General features: G+C 72.8%; 15 protein-coding genes and 1 pseudogene. 14 read left to right on the forward strand and 2 right to left on the reverse strand.

The features are described 5' to 3' along the window. The 5 genes from IH00_RS36885 to IH00_RS38720 all read left to right on the forward strand — a co-directional run. Nucleotides 1-1,623: DUF2637 domain-containing protein (locus tag IH00_RS36885; protein ID WP_039946092.1), on the forward strand; the 1,623-nt coding region annotated here is incomplete at its 5' end. 56 nt (nt 1,624-1,679) lie between these two features. Next, nucleotides 1,680-2,033, forward strand: coding sequence for a hypothetical protein (locus tag IH00_RS38710; RefSeq protein ID WP_052411139.1), 354 nt, complete (start codon nt 1,680-1,682; stop codon nt 2,031-2,033). A gap of 380 nt (nt 2,034-2,413) precedes the next feature. After that, entirely contained in the window at nt 2,414-4,696 is a 2,283-nt protein-coding gene (locus IH00_RS42540) for a hypothetical protein (RefSeq protein ID WP_158827630.1), read from the forward strand. A 585-nt stretch (nt 4,697-5,281) separates the two neighbouring features. After that, a complete protein-coding gene (locus IH00_RS42545; protein ID WP_052411140.1) occupies nt 5,282-5,671 on the forward strand; it encodes a hypothetical protein in 390 nt (129 codons plus the stop codon). Next, a complete protein-coding gene (locus IH00_RS38720) occupies nt 5,668-7,614 on the forward strand; it encodes a relaxase/mobilization nuclease domain-containing protein (RefSeq protein ID WP_052411141.1) in 1,947 nt (648 codons plus the stop codon). The genes IH00_RS42545 and IH00_RS38720 overlap by 4 nt, the downstream gene beginning before the upstream one ends. A 787-nt stretch (nt 7,615-8,401) precedes the next feature. Here IH00_RS38720 and IH00_RS0102895 read toward each other — a convergent pair. Then, entirely contained in the window at nt 8,402-8,773 is a 372-nt protein-coding gene (locus tag IH00_RS0102895) for a hypothetical protein (RefSeq protein ID WP_031069176.1), read from the reverse strand. Nucleotides 8,774-8,904: 131 nt separating this feature from the next. Here IH00_RS0102895 and IH00_RS0102900 point away from each other — a divergent pair, with 131 nt between their 5' ends. Then, nucleotides 8,905-9,420: a hypothetical protein gene (locus IH00_RS0102900; RefSeq protein ID WP_031069178.1), complete on the forward strand. Its 516-nt coding sequence runs from the start codon at nt 8,905-8,907 to the stop codon at nt 9,418-9,420. 363 nt (nt 9,421-9,783) lie between these two features. On the opposite strand, the gene IH00_RS0102905 is transcribed toward IH00_RS0102900, so the two are convergent. Then, the gene (locus IH00_RS0102905) at nt 9,784-10,536 is read right to left on the reverse strand and encodes a GntR family transcriptional regulator (protein ID WP_078887522.1); all 753 of its coding nucleotides are present in this window, start codon (nt 10,534-10,536) and stop codon (nt 9,784-9,786) included. A 242-nt stretch (nt 10,537-10,778) separates the two neighbouring features. Here IH00_RS0102905 and IH00_RS44965 point away from each other — a divergent pair, with 242 nt between their 5' ends. The 8 genes and pseudogenes from IH00_RS44965 to IH00_RS0102940 all read left to right on the forward strand — a co-directional run. After that, a complete protein-coding gene (locus tag IH00_RS44965; RefSeq protein WP_267882537.1) occupies nt 10,779-10,913 on the forward strand; it encodes a hypothetical protein in 135 nt (44 codons plus the stop codon). Then, nucleotides 10,910-11,260, forward strand: a complete 351-nt coding sequence (locus IH00_RS42550; protein WP_031069184.1) for a WhiB family transcriptional regulator — start codon at nt 10,910-10,912, stop codon at nt 11,258-11,260. Before IH00_RS44965 ends, IH00_RS42550 begins: the two co-directional genes overlap by 4 nt. Further along, the gene (locus IH00_RS42555; RefSeq protein WP_031069186.1) at nt 11,257-11,904 is read left to right on the forward strand and encodes a hypothetical protein; all 648 of its coding nucleotides are present in this window, start codon (nt 11,257-11,259) and stop codon (nt 11,902-11,904) included. The genes IH00_RS42550 and IH00_RS42555 overlap by 4 nt, the downstream gene beginning before the upstream one ends. Continuing rightward, nucleotides 11,901-12,356 carry a hypothetical protein gene (locus IH00_RS0102925; protein ID WP_234334748.1) on the forward strand — a complete coding sequence of 152 codons (456 nt, stop codon included), beginning with the start codon at nt 11,901-11,903 and terminating at the stop codon, nt 12,354-12,356. Before IH00_RS42555 ends, IH00_RS0102925 begins: the two co-directional genes overlap by 4 nt. Then, a complete protein-coding gene (locus tag IH00_RS0102930; RefSeq protein WP_158827632.1) occupies nt 12,353-13,435 on the forward strand; it encodes a hypothetical protein in 1,083 nt (360 codons plus the stop codon). Before IH00_RS0102925 ends, IH00_RS0102930 begins: the two co-directional genes overlap by 4 nt. Nucleotides 13,436-13,635: 200 nt before the next feature. Then, nucleotides 13,636-13,818 (forward strand): hypothetical protein, encoded by a 183-nt coding sequence (locus tag IH00_RS0102935; RefSeq protein ID WP_031069192.1) that lies wholly within the window; start codon nt 13,636-13,638, stop codon nt 13,816-13,818. Then, complete coding sequence (locus tag IH00_RS44970; RefSeq protein ID WP_267882538.1) at nt 13,815-13,946, forward strand: hypothetical protein; 132 nt, start codon at nt 13,815-13,817, stop codon at nt 13,944-13,946. The genes IH00_RS0102935 and IH00_RS44970 overlap by 4 nt, the downstream gene beginning before the upstream one ends. A gap of 319 nt (nt 13,947-14,265) precedes the next feature. After that, nucleotides 14,266-14,481: pseudogene (locus tag IH00_RS0102940) on the forward strand (hypothetical protein); the annotation flags it as partial.

The raw sequence follows: 14,481 nt of genomic DNA on the forward strand, positions 1-14,481 counted from the left end.
GGAGTCGGCTTCGCCCTCTCCTACGGGGCGCTCCGCAGCGCCGCCGTCGACTGGGGATTCGGCACCGGCTGGCAGAGCTACGCCTTCCCGATCGGCATCGACGGACTGATCATCGCGCTCTACACGGCCGACCTCGTCCTGGCCTGGCGGCAGATGGCCCGCCCGTGGGTACGGGTGACCGCGCACGCCCTCACCGCCGTCACGATCGCGCTGAACGTCTCCGCGGCCGCCGACAGCATGCCCGGGGCGCCGGGTCTGGGAGCGGCGTTCCAGCAGGACTTCGGGCGGCTCCTCGGGCACGCCATGATGCCGATCGCGTACGTGATCCTGACCGAGGTCGCTCGGTGGGCCATCGCCCGCACCGCCCGCCTGGAGGCGGGCCTGCCCGCCGACCAGGTGCTGACCCTGGCCGACTGGATCCTGAACTTCCGGGTCACCTGGAAGGTCTTCCAGCACGCCAAGACGCACCCGGCCACCTACGCCGACGCCCGCGCGTTCGTCCGGCGCCTGGCCATCTACCGCGTGTGGCAGAAGCAGCGGGCCCTGTACGCCGCCGGCACCCCGGAGCAGCGCGCCAAGGTGCTGGACGAAATGCCCGCCCTCCTCGCCCCGTACGGCGTCAGCGTGGAGCGCGCCCGCGCGATCCCGGCCGAGATGCTGGAGCTGGAGGAGGAGCAGGAGGCAGAGCGGCGGCGAGCCGACCGCCAGCGCGAGGAGGAGCGCAAGCAGCAGCAGCGCGAGGAGGAGCGGGCCGACCGCCAGCGGAAGCTCGAACGCGAGCGGGAGGACCGGGAGGAGCAGCGCGAGCGCGAGCGCCAGGAGCGAGAGGACGCTCACCGGGCCCGCATGGACGCGCTGGCGAAGGAGGCAGAGGAGACCCGGCAGCAGGGCGAGGTCGCCGAGTTGAAGGCCATGGTCGACGGCCAGTCCCGAGCCGCTGCTCACCGCGCCGAAGCCACCGTCGCCACGGCTGAGATCCAGGCCGCCACCGCCACCACCGCCGCCCAGCGCGCCGCCGAGGAAGCCGCCCGCCGAGCCGCCGCCGAGGAGGCCGCCGAACAGTCCGCGAAGGTCGCCGCCGAGCGCGCGAAGGAGAAGGCCGCGCTCGCGAAGGCCGCCGAAGACGACGCCCGAGCGCTCGAAGCCGAGCGGAAGGTAGCCGAGGAGTCCGCGAAGCTCGCCGCCGAGAAGGAGAAGGAGAAGGCCGCGCTCGCGAAGGTCGCCGAAGACGAGGCCCGAGCGCTCGAAGCCCAGCGGAAGGTGGCCGAGGAGACCGCGCGGATCGAGCAGGCGCGACACGCCGCAGCCCAGACCGCACTTCGCGCGGCCGAAGCCGAGGCCCTCGCCGGACTGTCCGCCCGCGACCTCCGCGTCCGCGTCGTCGCCCGGATGCTCATCAACTCCATCCCCGTCGAGAAGGCCCGCGAGCTCGCCCCGCAGGACCTCGCCGGGATCCTCCAGGACACCTCACCGGTGACCAACGCCCAGATCGCCCACGCGATCGGCGTCACGTCAGAGGGCACCGCATCGCAGCACCGCACCGACGCGCTCGACCTCATCCGTCGCGGCTACAACCACCACTCCGCGTACGACCCCGACCTCGCCACCGCCACCCAGCAGTAGCGGCGAGATCAGCGACTTCCGCGACCACTGACAGACCCCACTGGAAGGATCGACCCATGACCGACAAGACCCCCGCCCAGCTCGCCGCCACCGCCGACGACGCGATCCGAGCCCTCAACCACGCCACCCTCGGACGCCAGGCCGACTGGGAGTACCCGGGCGACGCGTACGACGTCGTCGGCAACCTCGCGCACATGGCCGGGATGCTCCCGCAGGCCATCGAGCAGATCGCCCAGCTCCTCAAGCGCCTTGAGGGGGAGGACCACCTCAAGAGCGACCGGGGCAGCCTCGACGCCGACCTCGCGGCCGCGTACGACGGCCTCACCATCGCGGCCGGAGCCGCCGAGACCCTCCGCGGCGCCCTCGACCGCGCGCAGAACGGCCTCGGCGCCGTCGCGTACAAGGACTGACTGACACCGCCGCCCGCCTGACGGGCGACCAGGCACGACAGAGGCCCGCGACACGGGAATTGTCGCGGGCCTCTGTTCGCCCCGTGAGATCTCACGGGCCACTTTGGGCGTCGCAGTGGATATCGGTCACCGCTTGGTGATTGGATCACTGCCGACACAAGAAAAAAGCGGGGCGCCACCGGAACTCCTACATCCCGGGAAGCGCCCCACGTGGATCCTCACCCAACGTTCGCTTTGGCCGGCGAGAACGATAAGGACCCAACGCTTTGATCAGCGTACCCGGGGACAGTCGTCCCGCAACACCTGTCCAGGCCACACGGCCCGACAACCACCCGACCGGTACGTCGGGTTATGCGACGTTTGCCGCCCAGCCTGCCGCAGTGAGCCGCGACACGTTCGCGGACCGCCGCCGTGAGCTGGAGGCCACCGCCTCCGACCTCCCCGCCGACGTCACCCCGCTCGACCTCGTCCGCCAGCGTCAGGACGCCGCCCGTACGGCCGCCCGCGCCCGGCGTGTCGCCGAGGGTCGCCCCCGCGCCATCGACCGCACGGTCGCCAGGCTCCAGGCCGCACAGGCCCAGAACGGCCCCTCAGAGGCGCTGTGCGCCGCCCTCGCCGCTGTAGGCGCAACTCCGGCCTCAGCCGCCCCCGTCGGCCCCCACAGCCCCGTCACGGACGACTCAGCCGCAACCCCGAACGGCGGGTCGGCTCGGGAAGCGGTAAGTCTCGTTTCCTCCGCAGCACAGACCCCATGGGGGAGAGCGCGAGAGGGGTCTCCCCTCTCGCAAAACCCCGACCAGCCGCAGGACAGCGACGGCGAGTTGCGGCGGCTCAAGCTGCGCGACCAGCGGCGGCGTCTACGTGAGGCGATCCAGCGCTTCACCCTTCTGAGTGGTTTGCGCATCTGCGGCACCCGCCTGACCGGTGAACAGGTCGGTCTGCACGTGGGGAAGGGGGCCGCGCGCTTCGCCGGACTCCAGTCCTGCCACTCGGTGTGGGCCTGCCCGATCTGCCAGGCCCGGATCCGCGCGGCCCGCGCCATCGAGCTCGAACGCGCCGCCCTGGCCTGGCTCAAGGCGGGCCACGGCCTGTACATGGCCACGCTCACCGTGCCGCACTGGGAACACGTCCGCCTCGCAAGCCGGGTCAAGGACGGCCACAAGTGCGCTGGTCAGCGGTCCTGCACCTGCACCTGCAAGTGCCCTGTCCTCGCGGCCGCCCCCGGCGAGAAGAAGCCGCCGTGCACCTGCGCCTGCCCCGTCGACCCCGGCCAGCTCGCCCGCGTCGTCGAAGCCTGGCGGGGAGTCCAGGGCGGCTCCTGGTGGGCCGGACGGCACATCATCCGCGAGGGCACGCCCGCCCCTTGGGGCCCGGAATGGGAGGGTGAGACCCGGTATGTCCGCCGACAGGAGTTCGGCCCGGACGGCCGTCCCCTCGGCCCCGCCACGGTCTGGCAGCAGGGCTTCCGCGAGCGATGGAACGTCGTCGGCACGACCCGCACCATCGAGGTCACGTGGGGCGCCAACGGGTGGCACAGCCACGCGCACGTCCTGATCTGGACCGAGGACGAGGCCACCGACGCCCGAGCCGAGGCCATCGAGGAGGAGCTCTACCACCGGTGGGCGAAGCGCTGTACGGCCGTTGGCCTGCCCACTCCGGCCCGGGGCGAGATCCGGAAGAAGGACGGCAAGCGCGTCGGCAAGGGCGTCGACGTCACCGCCGCCACCAGGGAGAAGGCCGGGGCCCTGGGCAAGTACGTCATCAAGCTCCAGGAAGGCGGCTCTCTCGCCATGGAGATGACCCGCGCCGACCTCAAGGTCGCCCGCGGGCAGAAAGGCAAGACCGCCCTGGAGCTCGCCGCCGTCGCCGCCACCGGCAACGAGCAGGCTGTCGACCTGTGGCACGAGTACGAGTTCGCCACGCGCGGCCTCCAGTGCCTGACCTGGAGCCAGGGCCTGCGTGAACGCCTCGCCGAACTGGTCGAGCTCGACGAGCGCGAGGACGACGAGATCCCGGAGGAGGAAGAGGCCGAGACCCCGGAGACGCCCACCCTCCTGATCTCCCGTGAAGCCTGGTGGCGGGCGATCGTGCCCAAGTTCGGAGCCCGCGCCGACATCCTGCACGCCGCCGAAGTCGCCGGTCTGCCCGGCGTCCTCGACGTCCTCGAACGCCTCGGCCTCGAAGCCGGCACCGACTACGGCCCGCCGGACAAGCCCGTCGGCCGCCGCCCGTCCTCCGTCGACCAGCTCCGCCGTGGGCAGCAGGTCCGCCAGTCCCGCCGTGACCGCCGCCAGGCCGTCGACAACGCGGTGCTCGACCGCACGCCCGCCCAGTGGGCCGAGGCCCAGCAGCGCCGCCTCGAAGCGGTCGAACGTGAGGCCCACGCCCGCGCCGTACAGGCCGAGCGGGCCGAGGAGGAGACCGCCACCGCCGACCGCGCGCACGCCGCCGACGAGTTCGCCCGCCGCCGCGCGGCCCTCCGCCGTGACCCTGCCGCACACCACGAGTTCGAGCGCGAGGCAGTCCGCCCCGTCCACCTCCCCGACCTTGACGACCTCCTCGCCGACGCGCGCCCGGCGCCGCACGGCACCCCGGCCTGCACCGTCTGCGGCGGGCAGCTCGACTCCACCGTGGCCGCCACCGGGCAGCACGTCATGTGCTGACCGGTGGTCCTCGGGAACGGCCGACGCAAGCGCCGGCCACCGGAGCCCAGGGGGCTCCGGAACGGTGGACCCACCGCCCGGTGACCGGCAGCGGCAGCGTCCAGGCTGCGAGCCCCGGAGGTCGGGCACCTGACCCGCCGGGAATCCTTGACTCGCAGCAGCAGCAGCGAGGTATGCCGGTGCGCTTCGCTTACCGGCACCTCGCCCCGGCGGCGCTGCGCTTGCCGGGGGAGCACCGCCCCGTTGGGGCGGTCGCCAGCGGCCCCAGGGGGCCGCGTGGCGGGACGGAGGCCCGGCCGCCTGCGGCGGTGCCGGGCACCGTCACGGCGACCGTCAGGGGACCGTCACGGCACCGTCATCCGTACCGGTGCGACCGGCCGGATGACGGTGCCGTGACGATGCCTATGACGGTGCGAAACGGACACGATGACGGTCCCGGGTGGCGATGCCCTGGCCCGGCAAGCGGTGCGCATATGGCCGGGTGGTACGACTGATGGGGGCGGTGTCTCACATGTGAGACACCAAATCTGTGACATGGCATGTCACAGATTCGGGGCCGCAGAGGAGTCGACGGAGGGGTGGGGGATGGCGCGGGGTACGCCGGGCAGCAAGAGGGTGCACACGGTCTCGGTGCGACTGTCCGACGCCGAGCGGGCACGGTGGGACGAGGCCCGTGCGGCGTCCGGCCGCAAGGAGCTCGGCGCGTGGGTCCGGGCGGTCGTCGAGGACGTCCTCCAGGACCAGGTCGACGGAGCCGCCCCGGGCGCCGAGCGGGGGCCGGCCCCGCTCGACCCCGTGAGCCAGGCCGCGTACGACGAGCTGTGCCGGATCGGCGCGAACCTCAACCAGCTCGTGCGCTACACCCACCAGGACGGCGCCCTGCACCCGGCCATCGAGGCCGCGCTGTTCGAGGTCGGCAACGCCGCCCTCGCGCTCCGGGGCATCGAGCCGATGCGGCCGACGGACCCCGAGTGATCGCCAACATAACCAAGGGCAAGAAGGCCGTCGGCGCCCTGATCTACGACTTCGGGCCCGGCCGCCGCGACGAGCACGTCAACCCCAGGATCGTCGCCGGGAACGTCACCGGCACCCCGCTCCAGGTCGCCCGCGCCATCGACCACACCGCCCGCCGGCGACCCGAGATAGCCGCCCCGATCTGGCGGTGCTCCCTGTCCCTCCCGGACGAGGACGGCATCCTCCCCGACGCCCAGTGGGCCGACATCGCGAGCAAATTCGTCGCGGACATGGGGTTCGCCACCGCGCCGTGGGTCGCCGTACGCCACGGCGACGACCACATCCACCTCACCGTGAGCCGCGTCGACTGGGCCGGGCAGCTGCTCACCGACCGGTGGGACTACCGCCGCGCCCGCGAGGCCGCCGACGTCCTGGAGGAGGAACACGGCCTGGTCCGCGCCCGCGACCGCTTCCGCGCCGAGGGCCCGCAGGTCCGCAACAACGAGCTGGAGGCGTCCAACCGGCGCCGGGGCCCGGACGCCGCCGTACCACCCGAGCGCGAGGAGCTGCGCCGGATCATCCGCGAGGTCCGGGACGCCAGCCGCGGACTCGGGCGTGACGCCTTCGAGTCGGGCCTGGCCGACGCCGGGGTCGCCTTCCGCGCGAACGTGGCGTCGACCGGCCGGATGAACGGCTACAGCTTCACGCTCGACGGCCTGGTCGACGGCGCCGGCGAACAGGTCTGGTACCCGGCCTCCAAGGTGGCCAAGGATCTGCGGTGGGCCGCCCTCGGCCCGGTCCTCGGCGACCCGCCACCGACGGCCGCCGACGCACGGCAGGCCGCCGCCGTCGCGACGTCGACCACCGCCGTCCCCGTACTCGAGGACCAGGAGCAGGCGGACGTTGAGGAGTTCGTCCGCCTCGCCACGAAGATGCTGCGCGACGGCGAGGCCGAGCGCGGCGTCCCGCCGGTCGACACCGACAACCCGGCGTTGTCGACCGACCCGGCCCGCCGTCTCCTCGCGCAGTGGCAGATGAAGCAGCGCGGCCAGGAGCCGCCCGCCGAGGAGGTGCCGGCCGCGCCCGCCGCCATCCCGGCCTGGACGGACAAGCGCCGCCGCCCGTACGGCCGACTCGGCACGCAGGCCCTCGCCCGCGAGCTCGCCGACGCGGAGAAGGCCACCGCCTCCTGGCGGCGCGACCAGGAGACGGCCGAGGCCCAGGTGCGGGCGTGGGACGCCGTCGCCACCGGCGCCGTCCGCAGCGAGAACGTCCGCCGCCTCCACGAGCTGCGCGACGCCGTCGCCAAGGCCGCGCCCCACCTCGCCGACGTCGAGCGGCACATGAAGACCGCCGTCGACGCCGAGCGCGCCGCCGACGCCGGCCGCGAGGTGTGGCGGAAGGCCGACAGCCTCAAGAACCTGAGCCGGTACGAGCTGTGGCGGCAGGGCACGAGCCGCAAGGAGCAGGAGAAGATCGCACGAGAGACCGGTGACGACGTCCAGCGCCTCGCCCGCACCGCGTACGACGCCCGCGCGGCGGCGTCCAAGGCCGCCGAGGCCGCGCGCAAGGCGTCCGGTCTGCGTGACCCCGAGGCCGAGGTCGCCCGCCTCACCGAGCAGTGGCCCGAGCTCCTTCGCGAGGCCCAGCGCCAGGACCAGGAGGCCGGACGCCTCAACCGCGAGCACCACCGCCGTGCCGCCGCCACGGCCGCGAAGAACGCCGCCGCCACGCAGGCCCGCGTCGAGAAGCTCCGCCAGGAGCAGCAGCTGCGCCAGACGATGCCCGAGGGCCAGCGCGATGCGGAGAACAAGGCCCGCTCCGCCGAGGCAGCCCGCGCCCGCTCGACCACGACGAAGAAGGCCGGTCAGACCCGCCGCCGCGGATACCAGCCGCCGGGAGAGCAGCCCCCGCACCTTCGGCAGCCGCCGCCGGGGCAGAAGGGTCCACGCAAGGGGTTGTGAACGCCGGTGGGTGCTGGGGGGCTTCGCCGCCCCCCAGACCCCCGCTCCGGTCGGCATCCCCCGGCGCGGACCGGCATCGTCGGGGCCGGGCGCCGTTCGCGCCGGGGGACACCGCCCCCGTGGCCCCGGCTGTTCCCCGTGGGAACACCCCTCGCGCGCGCGTGCGTCCGGGCGCCCGTGCGGCCGCGCGTCCGCGCTGCAGGGCGACTTGCCCCCAGCTTGCCTCACAACTTGCCCTACAAAATGCTCTACAGCTTGTCCTACAACATGCCTTACAACTTGCCCCCAGACCTTCGTGGGGACGGGTAAAGCAGCAGCTCAGACCGCCTCGTCAAGGGGTGCCGGACGCGCCGACTACTTCTGTACGGGACTCTCCTGGAGCTCCGAGGCCCGTACGAAGCCGCTCCGACTACTCGGAACGCGGTGTCAGGGGGCGGGGACGGCGGACACCTGAAGTGGCCGGGGCAGGCGGACGGGCGGCCAGCACACCCCGGCGACGCAGCTCTTCCACGTCGGGCAGCGGCACGGCGGGCAGGTCGGCCAAGTCGGCCTGCGAGGCGCTGCGCGGGGTGGTCGGGCCCGGGCCTTGCCCGAGGGCGCGTCGATCAGTCACGGCGGCATCGTATGGCTACCACGGGTGCTCGCACCCGGCCGGGGGCTTGCGGTGCCGAGTCCTCGCGCGTGCACGCGTGTGCACGGGCACGTGTGCACGCGGTTGAGCGGCTGCGGAGGCCGTACCGGCGCTGCGTCAGGCGCCCGCGCCGTCGACGCTGAGTCGCCGGTGTGGTCAGCCCTTGTCCTCGCTGCTGACTCCGGCGTTGTGCTTCACGAGCTGCGACACGCCTGCCAGGCCCGTGCCGATCAGCACCGCCGTCCAGGCGTGTTCGGCCAGTCCGTACACCGCGATGATTACGCCGATCACCAGCAGCACCGAGTGCAGCGGCGGGCCGTCCTTCTCCGGTTCCGGCTCCTCGGCCGGCGCCTTCAACGCCTCGATCTCCGCCACGATCGCCTCGATGCGCTCGGCCGCGTACCGGTAGCCGGAGCTGTCCGGCACGTCCTGGAGGTTCGCGAGCATCACCGAGTTCCTGTGCAGCTCGGCTTCCAGCTCGGCGATCCGCTTCGCGACCAGCGCGGCCTTCGCGTCGTCCTCGGACAAGGCCTTCCCTCCCCTGGCTGCCCACAACGGGCAGCCACACAAGGGTAGATGTGCGGCCAGGCCACCCACGGGCTTTCCGCGCGGCCCGCGCAAGGCGGTGAAGGAGGCGACGGCCGGTACGGTTCGGGGCCATGAGCTACGACGCAGGCCCCCGTCACCCGGTCACGGGTGAGCGGCTGTGCCACCAGTGCCAGGACCCCGACAGGCCGCTGCCGCCCAGCCTTGGCACCAAGCCGCGGATCTACTGCTCGCGCAACTGCCGGCAGCGCGCGTACGAGTCACGCAAGATCGGCCAGGCCATCAACGCGGCGGTGGACACCGCTGTCGCACGCGAAGCAAAGTCACGTGATTTTGCCCCGAACTCCCCCATTGGGAGCCAGGCAAAGTCACGTGACAATGACCAGGCAAAGTCACGTGACTTTGCTGAGTCTTCGCAGCTCAGCTTGGAGATTCCGGCACCGGCCGATGTCGAGCCCGCCACTCCCCCGGCCGTCGCCCCTGAGCCGGACAAGCCGTCGGCCCCGCCCCGGCCGCGGTCGTTCTTCGCCGACTGGGGGAACGAGGTGAGGGAGTCGGTGGCCACCGCCATAAAGGCCAGCCAGCAGCGCGACCACCGCGACGAGGCGGAAGCGACCGACAACGGATAGCCGGACGCTCAGCCCACGGCGGCCCGCAGCGCTGGGATCAGCTACTCAGCAGCAACCACATCGCGGCAGCAGCCAGCTCCCCCGCAACCACTCCCCCACGGTGCGGTCGCCTTACGGTCCGCGGGTGTGACGGCGGGGGTACGGTCCGCGCCCAACTCCATCGGATAATCCGACAAACCGGACACCAGCCCGGCACCCCCCTCCCCCGCAGCCAGCCGTCTTTTCCCAGCCCAGCGGACCCGCAGCCGCCAACGGCGGTGGCCACGGAGGATTACGGACAGTGGGCGCCCCACAGACGGCCTCGGGTACGACGAAGGCCCGCGCCCCGAGTGGGGTGCGGGCCTTCGTCGTTGGTCGGTGTGGTCAGCCGATGATGTCGAGGGTCACGCGGTGGTGGAGGGGCGCGGTGGTCACGGTGACGTACACGGTGCCGCCGGACGAGTCCCTGGTGACGTTGACGATGCGGAACCCCGGGGTGCCCTCCGCCATCCCGAGCGCGGCCGACGCGGCGGGGTCCATCGGCTCGGCGGTGATCGACGCCTCCGTGCGGGCCACGTCCCACCCGAGCCAGTCGGCCACGCGAACTCCCTCCGGCGGCCGGACCGGTGCGGAGCCGACCGGCGCGAGCATCGGCGGTGCGCCCTCGTGTCCCTCCGGCGCCCTGGCGGCGATCTCGTAGGGGATCACCGTCAGCTTGTGCTGGGCAGGGGTGCCGTCCACGGACCGGATACGCGTCCGTTCGACCACCTGGGAGCCCTCCGCGATCCCCCACGGCTCCATGTGCTTCGGCGCGGCCAGCTGCCTGACGAGCGTCGTCTCTTCGCTGGCCTGGCCGCCATTCGCGGGCTTCCACGGCGTCGCCGCTGCGAGATCCGGCGGGGTGAACGTGCCGAGGTGGGCATCGGCGGCCTTGCCGGCGGTGACGACTGTGCCGCTCCCCCGTTCGGTGCGCACCATGCCCAGGGCGGCCAGGACCGCGTACGCGGCGGCCACCGTCTGCTGGCTGACCTCGTACCGCTCGGCCAGGTCCCGCACGCTCGGTAGGCGCGCGCCATACCGGTACTGACCTGCGGCGATCCCCTTGCGGATCTCCGCAGCGATGGCGTTTGAGTTCACGTTTTGTCCTCCTACGGGTCCTGGGTCCTGTTCCCCAGGCTAGCCATGTCAAGCAAGAACAGCGGAAATCTTGACACCCGTCAAGACACTTGCGAAGTGTCTTGACACTTCGTCATGAGCGCTCTAGCTTCGAGGCGTTGGACCTGACCAGCGACCTGGAGCAGGCGAATTGCCGCTCCACAGACAGGGGGTGACCCATGGCCTTACGAGCCGTCCCGACGTGCCCGCCGACCGCCGAGGTCGTGACTCGCACGCGGCTGCCGATCACGTCCCGGACCCGGACGACGGGCTGCCGCCACGCCGAAGTCCTGCCGCCGGTCGACGCGGACGAGCTGCGTATCCGCTCGTACCTGAGCCGACTGGGGGTCGTGCTGTGAACCGTCGCTACCTCAAGCCGCTCGCCGTCGAGCACGAGCTCGTCAAGCGGGTGCTGCGGCTCAAGGAGACCCTGCGGGGGATCGTCGTCGACGAGATCCCGGTGTGCGCGACGACGGACCCGGAGGCGTGGCACCCGGAGCACCCCAGCGGCCTGAGCACCGCGCCGTACAAGGCGGAGAAGAGGGCGATGGCGATGTGCCAGGACTGCCCGCTCACCGACTTCTGCCTGCTCCAGGAGCTGCGCGAGGTCTCGTCCGTCGAGCAGGTCCACGGCGTGCGCGGCGGTGTGCGGCAGGCCGAGCGGCAGGCCCTCTACCTGACGCTGGAGAAGGAGGGGCTGCTGTGAAGCTCAAGCTCCCCGCCCGTGCCGCCGCGCCCGCCGCCGCTGCGGCGAAGGTCCCGGCCCAGGGCAAGAAGAGCACCAAGGCCGCACGCACCAAGGCCAAGAAGAAGAAGCTCAAGACCGCCGCCGTGCCCCAGGCCACCCCGGCCGAGCCCGACCCGCGGATCCGCTGGGCGCTGTTCAACGGCACGGCCGCCGCCGCCGGTCACCTCGCGATCTGGTCGCTCATCGGCGACCCGATGGCCGGGGCCGACTTCATGGCCCGCATGACCGTCTCCGTGCCCGAGCTGGCCGCCGCCGGTCTCACCGTCGGCGCCCTGGTGGCCGGTTGGAAGGGCGCCGTGCTCATCCAGCTCCACAAGCTCCCCGGCATGTTCGGGCTGGCCGCCCGCCCCGCCGCCGCCGTCGGCGCCGCGATGTGGGGACAGGGCACCGCCCCGCTCGTCCGCGACGTGATGTACGCCATCGAGCCCTGGGGCACGACCCTCGCCCCGCTCCTGGCCGCCGGTCCCGTCGCCGCCGCCTGCTGGTGGGGCGTGGACCGCCGCGCCCGCCAGTCCACCCGGCCGGTCCGCTGGCTCGCCCGCGTCCCGCTCGCCACCGTCACCGTCTCCTCCCTCCTCTACGCACCCGGAGTTGTCCTGTGAACACGCCCGAGACCGTCAACACCGTCGTCATCGCCGCCGGTCCGATCCTCGGCTCGGTGGGCATGTCCGGACTGACCCTGACCACCGGCATGGTGATGCTCGCCGGACTGCGCGGCAGCGACCGCGTGAAGCTCGACCGCGACAAGGCGGGCGGCATCGGCATCGCGCTGGGCACCTTCGCCAGTGCCGCCGGCGACCTGTGGGCGTCCGTCACCACCGGCGTCGCCGAGGTCCCCACCTCCCTCATCCAGGGCACCGTGGGCGGCAACATCGGCATGGGCGGCGTCGCCCTCGGCCTGACCGCCTGGTGCTTCCTGTTCAAGTGGAAGCGCCTGGTCTGGCCCGCGCTCCTGGGCATCTCCGCCGGGGTCATCTACGGCCAGGCCGGGGGAATCTGGGGGATCGGCCACAACCTCGTCCTCAAGTTCGCGTCCATCGTGGGGTCGATGTGAGCACCGTCGAAGAGGTACGCGGGGTGACCCGGGGCGGAGGCGCCGCGCTCACCGCCCTGTGGTCCGGCTCGATGGTCCTCGGCGGCAAGCTGTGCGGCTGCCTCCCCGCCGCGCTCAAGTGGGCGTGGGACCTGGCCAGCGTCGACACCGAGGCGACGGCCGCCGCCCAGGCCGAGGCCGACAAGAAGGCCAAGGCCAAGGCCGCGAAGGCGAACAAGAAGGCGAAGAAGGCCGAGGCTGCCGACGACGACGAGGACCAGGAGGACGAGCCCGAGGAGGAGACGGAGGTGACCGCGCCGCGCGTGGCGCCGGTCCGCCGCCCGTTCCCCGAGTCGCTCGGCATGTTCGCCATCGGCGGGATGCTCGCCGCCGGCACCCTCGGCACCGTCGTCACCCTCGCGGGCCCGTACGTCCGGATGCTCGCCCCCTGGAGCGGCGTGATCGCCACGGTGGGGGGACTGGCCTGGATGGTCGCAGCCTGGATGGTCGCCCCGCCCCCGGCCCCGGCCGAGGAGGACGACCAGGAGGTAGACGGCGAGGCGGAGTTCGAGGAGGACGACCAGGAGGAGGGGGAGGCCCCGGCCGACGAGCCGGAGGCGACCCCGTCCGACCTCCTCGCCCGGCACGTCCTCGCCGAGCTCGCCGAGCTGGAGAAGGCCGGGAAGGGCGGCGTCCACGTCACCGCGCTCATCACCTCCGCCGAGAAGGCGAAGCTCCTCGCCCCCGGCTCCACCGACAAGACCGCGATGCGGCAGTGGCTGAAGGCCACCGGCCTGCCCGTCACCAAGTCCGTGAAGGTCAGGGGAGACGTCGACTACGGGGTCCGCGTCGACCGCGTCACCGAGGCCCTCGGCATGGGCCCGGGGGAGGCACTCGCGCGGCTCCTCGGGGGAGGCGTCCAGACCGCCCCGCCGGCCCCCGCCGACACCCCCGTCCAGGCCCCCGCCGAGGCCGCCGAGCAGACCCCCGCCGGGGTTCCGCTTCCGGCCGACGGAGTGCCCGCGCAGGCCCGCCGCCTGACCCTCGTCAAGCCCCTCCCCGAGGGCGACTCCCAGGGGTCGGCCCAGGGAGTGGCGTAACCCCGGCTACCCCTGCTCTGACCTGCGGTTCTACCGAACGTCTACCCCCGGCTACCGGGCCATCTACCCCGGTCTGGCTACCCCTCCAGCTCCCCGCCCCAGAAGGGGTCGGGGGACCGAAAAGCCGAAGCGCCCCCTCCTACCGCCAAGCAAGCGGGGGCGCTCCGGTTCCCATCCCAACCGGAACAGGAGTTCTCATCATGGCATTTCGCCGGACGATCTCGCAGGACGAGCTCCGCTCGAAGATGAGCGACGCGGACCGCGAGCAGCACGCCACCGACTACTCCTCCAGCCGCGGCGGCTGGACGAAGCGGTCGACCTCCGAGCAGGCCCCCGCCGCCGGCAACGGCTCCAAGGGGCGGCTGTTCGGGAGGAAGTCGTGAGCCGCCACACCCGGCCCGCCTGCCACGGCCGCCCGATGAAGCTCGACCCCAAGTCCCGCCAGTGGGTGTGCGCTCGCTGCGGCGGCTGGACCACCCGGCTCTGGGCCCGGATCGGGGGAGCGCGATGACGACCCTCCACCGCCTGATCCACGTCCTACGCCACCTGTGGCAGTGCTCCAACTGCGGCGCCTGGTCCACCGAGCCGACCGTGAACGGCCTGTGCGGAGCGTGCCGATGAGCAACCCGCCGCTGCCGATCAGGCCCACCCCGCACGAGCGCGACGGCCGCCAGGACACCCCCGCACCGACCCGACCCCACCCCCACTGATCGACCCTCGCCCCCCGGGCCGACGGGCAATCAGCTTCGTCAACCGGGGATCAGCAAGGACCATGAACCACCCCCGGGCGGGGCTTCGGCCCCGCCCCACCCCGCTTCGAACGGAGAACGATGACGACCACCGTGGAGCCGATCCACCGACTGGCGGCGCCCGCCGACAGTCCCGCCCGGACGGCACCTTCGCTGACTCCCGCCGCACCTTCGCCGACTCCCGCTGAGGCTTCGGCCACTGCCACCGAGGCCGCCAGCGAGCCGAAGAAGTCGAGGCACCTCTGGCTGATGATCCCGCTCGCCTGCGTCGCCGGGCTGGCCGGACTGGCCGCCGCC

It is taken from the genome of Streptomyces sp. NRRL S-118, assembly GCF_000716335.1.
Classification (GTDB): domain Bacteria; phylum Actinomycetota; class Actinomycetes; order Streptomycetales; family Streptomycetaceae; genus Streptomyces.

Excerpts from the sequence above, each read along its gene's own strand:
- IH00_RS38710 (WP_052411139.1), top strand. The coding sequence starts at position 1,680 with ATGACCGACAAGACCCCCGCCCAGCTCGCCGCCACCGCCGACGACGCG.
- IH00_RS42545 (WP_052411140.1), top strand. The coding sequence starts at position 5,282 with ATGGCGCGGGGTACGCCGGGCAGCAAGAGGGTGCACACGGTCTCGGTG.
- IH00_RS0102900 (WP_031069178.1), top strand. The coding sequence starts at position 8,905 with ATGAGCTACGACGCAGGCCCCCGTCACCCGGTCACGGGTGAGCGGCTG.
- IH00_RS0102935 (WP_031069192.1), top strand. The coding sequence starts at position 13,636 with ATGGCATTTCGCCGGACGATCTCGCAGGACGAGCTCCGCTCGAAGATG.